Source organism: Stenotrophomonas sp. P5_A8 (assembly GCF_056400545.1).
Window position 1 is genome coordinate 1 of the sequence record NZ_JBFULB010000656.1, and the last position, 570, is coordinate 570.

The window sequence follows — 570 nt, forward strand, 5'->3', positions numbered from 1 at the left end:
GCCCGCCACCCTGCGCGTGGTCACCGCGCGCGGCCGGTGCACGGTGACGCTGCAGGCACGCTCCGGCGGCGAGCCGCACCCGCGCCAGCTGGGCCCCCTGCGCTGCAGCGCCAGGGCCTCGCCGTGATCCGTGCGGCGGCCCTGCTGCTGATCGCCGTGCTTGGCGTGTTCGGTTGCGGCACCGCGCGCGCCGACACCAACTGCGTGGTCACCACGCCGGTCACCCTCGCCTTTGGCACCATCACCAACGGCGCGGCCAGCGTCACCAACACCACCACCACCTTCACCGTCACCTGCAGCACCGCCGCGCTGAGCCTGCTGGCTACCGCCTCGGTACGGCTGTGCCTGGGCATCGGCAACGGCAGCGGCGGCAGCACCACCCAGCCCACGCGCAGCATGCGCAACGCCACCACCGACACCATGGCCTTCCAGCTGTATACCAACGCCACCCGCAGCACGATCTGGGGCCTCACCCCCGGCAGCAATCCGGGCGCGCAGGTGTTGGACCTCAATTACAACGTACCGCTGGTGACCGGCGGCAGCGGCACGGTCACCATCACCATCTACGGC

The 570-nt window shown here is 71.6% G+C and carries 1 protein-coding gene; it reads left to right on the forward strand.

Annotation, left to right across the window (positions count from 1 at the left end):
- Nucleotides 1-123: 123 nt before the first annotated feature.
- On the forward strand, nt 124-570 hold a 447-nt coding region (locus tag AC1DQP_RS21315), incomplete at its 3' end, for a spore coat protein U domain-containing protein (RefSeq protein ID WP_478052534.1).